This is a genomic window from Streptomyces panaciradicis, assembly GCF_023516615.1.
Classification (GTDB): Bacteria; Actinomycetota; Actinomycetes; order Streptomycetales; family Streptomycetaceae; genus Streptomyces; species Streptomyces panaciradicis.
In genome coordinates, this window is the sequence record NZ_JAMGBF010000267.1 from 1 (window position 1) to 6,381 (window position 6,381).

Below are 6,381 nucleotides of genomic sequence, written 5' to 3' on the forward strand. Positions count from 1 at the left end.
CGGGCTGCTCGCGTCGGCCGTGCGCAGGGCGTTCGGGGGCCGCGTCGGAAGCGACGTACGCGCGGTGCTGGTCGAGGGGCCCGCGGCGCGGGTGCTGCTGCGGCAGGCGCGCGGGGCGGCGCTGCTGGCGCTGGGACGCGGCGATCACGGCAGGTGGGACCTGCCGGCGCTGGGCCCGGTGGGCCGCGAGTGCCTGCGGCACGCCCTGGTGCCGGTGGTGACGGTACCCGCGCCGGACCGGAACGCGACTCCGCTGCGCAGTGTGAAAGGGGCGTTCTCACGCACCGGTGCCGCATGAAGCTGGCACCAGGGCGCCGTACGAGAGCGCCTGCGACGGCTCGCGGCCGCGCAGTCCCTCGGGGACCGCGGTCGCGTTGCGCCGTCGCTCGTGGCTTGGGAGCCGCGGCGCGGCGACGTGGTGCGCGACAGTCGTATCCGGTCGTGCCGTGCCCGGTGAGGGGCGGGTTGCCCATGTGCGGGGACGCGCGGCGGGGTGAGGGTCGAGCGGGAGGTGTTCGTGGTCGCCGCGGGCGCCGGGGTGCGGAACCTCCTGGTCGCGCAGGCATGGAGGGCGGGGCGGGCCGCCGCGGTGTGGAACGGCGCGGATCCACGGCGGCACATCGTGGGACTTACGGCTGCCACGCCGCCGGTTCAGCCGTGGACCGGCGTACGGTGGTGTGTGATCGTCGGCCGGTGCGGGGCCCTGGCCGGGGGCGGCCGGTGTCCGCGACGGTCCTTCATCCGCACGACGAGCGCGTCGAACAGTGCGGTGAGGACGAAGGTCACGGCCATCGCGGCGACCAGCAGGACGGCGAACCGCTCCCAGAACTCCGGTGTCAGGGTCGTACCCACTGTCCTCCCTCCTCTCGGGTAGGCGTCGTTCCTTCTCCTACAGCCAACTCCCTTTCGGTGTGCGGCACATGAGCCTTCCGGCCCGAACAGGGGTCTGGAGCGGCCCTTGTGCGCGGGCGCCGGCGTCCGGGCCGGATGGGCCGGGCGGCCCCGGGTGGAGGTGGGCGGGGCGGCCCATGGCCCGGGGAAGGTCGCCCCCTGGGCCCGCGGCGTGTGGCGCACGAGGCTGGGTGTCGTCGACGGTGCCGGAGTTCGGCGCCCGCGGACCACGACCCGGGAGGCGACGGTCATGAGGCGGATACAGGCGACCAGGCGACCCCGGACACCGAGCGGGCCGCAGCCCCAGGATCTGCGCACGCCCTCCGGGCGGCCGATGCCCTACTGAGAACGGCGGTCCTCAGCGGACCAGGACCCGTTCGCCGGAGCGGGGCACCACCGCGGTCCAGCCCAGGGTGTGGTCGATGCGCTCGCGCAGCGCCTCGGCCGCCTCCTGCTCCCCGTGGACCAGGTAGGTGACGTGCGGGGCGGGAGCGCCGCGCAGCCAGTCGACGATCTGCGCCGCGTCGGCGTGTGCCGAGAAGTGCGGCACGTCGGCGATCTGGGCCCTGACGGGGACGTACTCGCCGAACATCTTGATCGCCGTGGCGCCGTCGACGAGGTCGCGGGCCCGAGTGCCCTGGGCCGCGAAGCCGACGACCACGACGGCGTTGCGCGGATCGGGCAGCACCCGCCGCAGATGGTGCAGGACGCGTCCGCCGGCGGCCATGCCGGACGCCGAGACGATGACGGCCGGTCCGCGGGCGTGCCCGAGTTCGATCGACTCCTGCAGCGAGCGCACGGCCCGGAACGGTTCGGGGCTGAGCACGGCGCCGCCGGTGGCGGTGACGTCCGGCCGCAGGTCGGGGGCGTGGGCGCGCAGGGCGTCCCGGTAGACGTCCAGGGCGGCCAGCGCCATCGGGCTGTCGACGTACACCGGCACGGCGGCCGGAAGGCGGCCCTCCCGGCGCAGTTCGGCCAGTTCGTGCAGGACGACCTCGGTCCGGTCGAGGGCGAAGGCCGGGATGACGACGGTGCCGCCGCGGGCCAGGGTGCGGGTGAGGACGTCGGCGAAGTTGGTCCGGCCCTCCCGCTCGTCGTGGCGCCGGTTGCCGTAGGTCGACTCCATGAGCAGGACGTCCGCTCCCGAGAAGGGCTCTGCGGGGCTCAGCAGCGGGTGGCCCGGGCGGCCCATGTCGCCGCTGACGGCGAGGGTGCCGCCGTCCTCCAGGGTGAGGCGGGCCCAGGCCGAGCCCAGGATGTGGCCGGCGGGGTGCAGGGTGAGCCGGGTGCCCACGGCGATGTCGACGGGTGTGCGGTAGGGCACGGCCTCCACGAGCTTCATCGTGCGGTCCACGTCGGAGTCGTCGTACAGGGGTTGCGCCACCCGGTGCTTGGACCAGCCGTGCTCGTTGGCGTGCTGGGCGGTCTCCAGCTGCAGCTTGGCGCTGTCGCGCAGCACGATCTCCATCAGCCGGGCGGTGAACTCCGTGGTCACGACGCGGCCGCGGAAGCCGTGGCGGACCAGCCGGGGCAGATATCCGCAGTGGTCGAGGTGGGCGTGGGTGACGACCACGGCCTCGATGTCGGCGCCGTCGCAGGGCAGTTCGCGCCAGTTGCGCCTGCGCAGCTCGGCGATGCCCTGGAAGAGGCCGCAGTCGACGAGGACGCGGGCGTGGTCGCTCTCCACCAGGAACTTGCTGCCGGTGACCGTCCCCACGCCGCCGAGGAAGGTCAGCAGGGCGGGCCGGATCGGTGACCGCGGCCGGTCGTCGGGACGTGCTGGCACGGTGGTCATGGCCACGGTCTCCTTCGCGGATGGGGGCCCATCGGCCCTGGCGCCCGCGTCGCGGGCGTGGTGTGCTTGAGGTGACGGGAAGGACCTGAGGAAGACGCGGAGCAGCGGACCCGAGCCGCGCACCGCGCAATCAGGATCCGCGAGAAGCGGATGGGTCCTTCCCGCCTTGGCGTGCCGGGGCACCGGCGGCGGCGGTGCGATGCCGGACGATGTCGTCCTCCACCCGGGCCGCCAGGCCGGCGACGGTCCCGGCGACCGCCTCGGACAGTCCGCCGCCCTGCGAGAGGTCCTCGGCCTCGACGGCGTACGCCACCAGGTGGTCCGGCAGACGGTCGAGTTCGCGGGCGAGTTCGACGGCCGCGCCGAGACCGCGCGGCCCGAGTCCGTCCCGCCCTCGCAGTTCGCGGGGGCCCAGGTCGAGCCGGTGGACCCGGCCGGGATGTCCGGTGCCTTTGTGCGCGCACTCGATCACGACGGCGAGTTCCGCGTTCTCCCACAGGTCCGCCAGGTGCCCGGCGTCGCCGTCGCACTCGGCGAGGGCCGTGCCCGGGGGCAGGGGCCGTCCGGCGGCCCGCTCCCTCAGCCGCGTGAGCACCGCGCCGCCGATGCCGTCGTCATGCCGCAGCCGGTCACCGACGGCGACGATCGCGATACGGGTGGAGACAGCCATGGGTCCTCTCCCCTTCCCAGCCTTCTCCTTCCAGCCTGCGGGGCCGCGAGGGCGCTGCCATGGGCCGAAGGGCTCCGCGGTCGGGCCCGATGTACCCCTGCCGGACCCGCGGGCCGGGAGGTGCAATGGAGGGAAGGTGGAATCCGCGTCGCAGCAAGCGGTGTCTCCGCCGCGGCGGTGCGCGCATGAGGAGGTGGCCCATGCGTTACCGGGATCGCGGGGAGGCGGGGCGTCGGCTGGCCCGGCGTCTTGCGTACCTGCGGGGACAGGACGTGGTGGTGCTCGGGCTGCCGCGCGGCGGGGTGCCGGTGGCCCACGAGGTCGCCCGGTCGCTCGGCGCACCCCTCGATGTGCTGGTGGTGCGCAAGCTGGGCGTGCCCTGGCAGCCGGAGCTGGGTTTCGGCGCGATCGGCGAGGGCGGGGTGCGCGTCCTCAACGAGGACGTGCTCGGCGAGACCGGGCTCGGTCCCGAGGATCTGGCGGTCGTGGAGCAGGCCGAGCGGGCGGAACTGGACCGGCGCGTACGCCGCTACCGCCTCGGCCGCGCACCCGTGCCGGTGGCCGGGCGTGTCGCCGTGGTCGTGGACGACGGGCTGGCGACCGGGGCCACCGCCGAGGCCGCCTGCCGGCTGGTCCGTGCCCGGCACGCCGCCCGGGTCGTCCTGGCCGCGCCGGTCGCCCCGCAGACCGGTCTCGCCCGGCTGCACGGGATCGTGGACGAGCTGATCGTCCTGCACCAGCCGCGCCCCTTCGGCTCGGTCGGCGCCTGGTACCACGACTTCACCCAGGTCACGGACGCGGAGGTGGCCGAACTGCTCGAACGGCCGACCGTACCCGCGTCCGGCGGCTCCCCCGGCCCGCCCGGGGGCGGCGAGCTCCAGGTGCCCGCCGGCCGCGTCCGGCTTCCCGCCCGTCTGACGGTGCCCCGGGCGGCCCAGGCGGTCGTGGCGTTCGCGCACGGCAGCGGCAGCAGCCGGCACAGCCCGCGCAACCGCTATGTCGCCGACACCCTCAACCGGGCCGGCCTGGGCACGCTCCTGCTCGATCTGCTCAGCGCCGACGAGGAGGAGAACCGGCACAACGTGTTCGACATCGGCATGCTCGCGCAGCGTCTGCACGCCGCCGCGCTGTGGCTGCGGCACGAGACGGGACTGGACGTGGCCTACTTCGGCGCCAGCACCGGAGCCGCGGCCGCGCTGGAGGCGGCCTCCGCCACGGACGCCGACATCGTCTCGATCGTCTCGCGCGGCGGCCGGCCCGATCTGGCGTCGCCCGCCGCGCTGGCCCACGTGCACGCGCCGACGCTGTTCGTCGTGGGCTCCGCGGACACCCGGGTGCTCGGCCTCAACCGGCTGGCCGCGGACTGGATGCGCTGCGAGCACCGGATCGCGATCGTGCCCGGTGCCACGCACCTGTTCTCCGAGCCGGGCGCCCTGCCCATGGTCGCCGAACTGGCCTGCGACTGGTTCACGGGCCATCTCGCGCGCCCGTCCGCCGGAGCGTCGTCCGGCCGGCCGGTGTGAGGCCGACGGCTGCGTCCGACGAGCGCAGGAGCCGGTGCGGGCCGGCGGCCCGGCCCGTACCGATCCCCGCCGACGCCGCTCGTCCGCCGACCCGTACCCAGTCCCCGCCGACGCCGCTCGTCCGTTCCTCCTGTCGCCTTCCTAGCCCGCCGACCTGTCGACCAGGAACCTCACCGTGTCGGCGAGAGTGGTGAGTTCGGGGTAGTCGTACTCGTCGATCGGTACGCCGGTGGCTTCCGTGAGGAGCTCCACCAGACTCAGGAAATCCAGTGAGTCGAGTTCCAGCACGTCACGGAACCGGTCGTCCGGCCGCAGACCGGTGAAGTCGGCGTCCGGGATGATCTTGACAATGCACTCCTGGACGACTTCCGTCGCCTCGGCGTCGCTCAAGGGCTTCATCCGCATCACAACTCCTCGGGGTTTTGCAGCAGTCGGTCCACGGCCGTGAGGTAGCGGGCCCCGACGGCTCCGTCGGTGGCCCGATGGTCGGCGGACAGGGTGGCGGTCACCACGGGGCGCACGCCGAGCAGTCCGCCCGTGGCCCAGGCGCGTTCGACGACCGCGCCGAAGCCGACCAGGGCGACCTGCGGTGGATGGATGACGCCGAACACGGACTCCACACCCTGATCGCCCAGGTTGGTGACGGTGACCGTCGCGCCGGACAGCTCGCTGCCGCGCAGCCTGCCCAGGCGGGCCCGTTGGACGAGGTCCTTGAGGGTGGCCATCAGCTCCTCGGGCCCCAGCGTGTCGGCGTCGTGGATGACCGGTGTCAGCAGTCCCCCGTCGCGCAGCGACACGGCGACGCCGAGGTGTATCCCGGCGCCGGGCGAGAAACCGCCTTCCTGCCAGAAGCCGTTGAGCTGCGGCACCGCACGGGCGGCCAGGGCGGCGGCCTTCAGCAGCAGCGCCGCGGGGACCAGTCGGTCGGACGGGGGCCTGCCGCGGTTGCGCCTGCGCAACCACTCCAGGGCCGCGGTCAGATCGATCGTGGTCGACAGGTAGTAGTGCGGGATCTCGCGCTTGGAACGGGCCATCGACTCGCCGATGGACCGCCGCATCGATGCCGCGCGCTGCTTCTTGCGGTCGTCCGCCGCCGGCACCGCGGGCCGCGCCCGCACCTCGGCCGGTCCGGCCTCCGGGAGTCGAGGGCCGCCGCGTGCCCGCGCGGCGGCGTGGACGTCCGCCGCGCGCACCGCCTCGCCCACTCCGCTGCCGTGCAACGCCGTGAGGTCGACGCCGAGTTCGTGGGCGAGCCTACGGGCGTACGGGGTGGCCCGCACCCGTCGTCCGGAAGCGGGCAGGGAGTGTTCCACGTCGGCGCGGGTGATCCTCCCGCCGCGTCCGGTGCCGTGCACGGACGTCAGGTCGACGCCGCGCTCCGCCGCGAGGTGGCGCACCAGCGGACCGGCGCCGGCGACCGGCTCCGGACGCGGCGGCGCGGAAGCGGCGGGAACCGGCACCCGGAGCGGCTGCGGCGGAGCCGGAGCCGGGGCCGGAGCCGG

At 74.7% G+C, this 6,381-nt stretch carries 7 protein-coding genes; 2 read left to right on the forward strand and 5 right to left on the reverse strand.

The annotated features are described in order from the left end of the window. The coding region (locus tag M8J74_RS43425; RefSeq protein ID WP_249841671.1) for an adenine nucleotide alpha hydrolase family protein at positions 1-298 on the forward strand (298 nt) is incomplete at its 5' end. 353 nt (positions 299-651) lie between these two features. Here the strand turns inward: M8J74_RS43425 and M8J74_RS43430 are convergent. From M8J74_RS43430 to M8J74_RS43440, 3 genes are all read right to left on the reverse strand, one after another. Continuing rightward, positions 652-852: a hypothetical protein gene (locus M8J74_RS43430; protein WP_249841672.1), complete on the reverse strand. Its 201-nt coding sequence runs from the start codon at positions 850-852 to the stop codon at positions 652-654. 397 nt (positions 853-1,249) lie between these two features. Beyond that, entirely contained in the window at positions 1,250-2,686 is a 1,437-nt protein-coding gene (locus M8J74_RS43435; protein ID WP_249841673.1) for an MBL fold metallo-hydrolase RNA specificity domain-containing protein, read from the reverse strand. A 130-nt stretch (positions 2,687-2,816) separates the two neighbouring features. After that, the gene (locus tag M8J74_RS43440; protein WP_249841674.1) at positions 2,817-3,356 is read right to left on the reverse strand and encodes a hydrogenase maturation protease; all 540 of its coding nucleotides are present in this window, start codon (positions 3,354-3,356) and stop codon (positions 2,817-2,819) included. 200 nt (positions 3,357-3,556) lie between these two features. Here M8J74_RS43440 and M8J74_RS43445 point away from each other — a divergent pair, with 200 nt between their 5' ends. Continuing rightward, the gene (locus M8J74_RS43445; protein WP_249841675.1) at positions 3,557-4,879 is read left to right on the forward strand and encodes a phosphoribosyltransferase; all 1,323 of its coding nucleotides are present in this window, start codon (positions 3,557-3,559) and stop codon (positions 4,877-4,879) included. Between the two features lie 141 nt (positions 4,880-5,020). Here M8J74_RS43445 and M8J74_RS43450 read toward each other — a convergent pair whose 3' ends face one another. Together M8J74_RS43450 and M8J74_RS43455 are read right to left on the reverse strand one after the other, a co-directional pair. Then, the gene (locus M8J74_RS43450; protein WP_249841676.1) at positions 5,021-5,278 is read right to left on the reverse strand and encodes an acyl carrier protein; all 258 of its coding nucleotides are present in this window, start codon (positions 5,276-5,278) and stop codon (positions 5,021-5,023) included. Positions 5,279-5,283: 5 nt separating this feature from the next. Further along, positions 5,284-6,381, reverse strand: a 1,098-nt coding sequence (locus M8J74_RS43455; protein WP_249841677.1) for a dihydrolipoamide acetyltransferase family protein, incomplete at its 5' end; no start/stop codon positions are given.

Excerpts from the sequence above, each read along its gene's own strand:
- M8J74_RS43435 (WP_249841673.1), bottom strand. The coding sequence starts at position 2,686 with ATGACCACCGTGCCAGCACGTCCCGACGACCGGCCGCGGTCACCGATC.
- M8J74_RS43440 (WP_249841674.1), bottom strand. The coding sequence starts at position 3,356 with ATGGCTGTCTCCACCCGTATCGCGATCGTCGCCGTCGGTGACCGGCTG.
- M8J74_RS43445 (WP_249841675.1), top strand. The coding sequence starts at position 3,557 with ATGCGTTACCGGGATCGCGGGGAGGCGGGGCGTCGGCTGGCCCGGCGT.
- M8J74_RS43450 (WP_249841676.1), bottom strand. The coding sequence starts at position 5,278 with ATGAAGCCCTTGAGCGACGCCGAGGCGACGGAAGTCGTCCAGGAGTGC.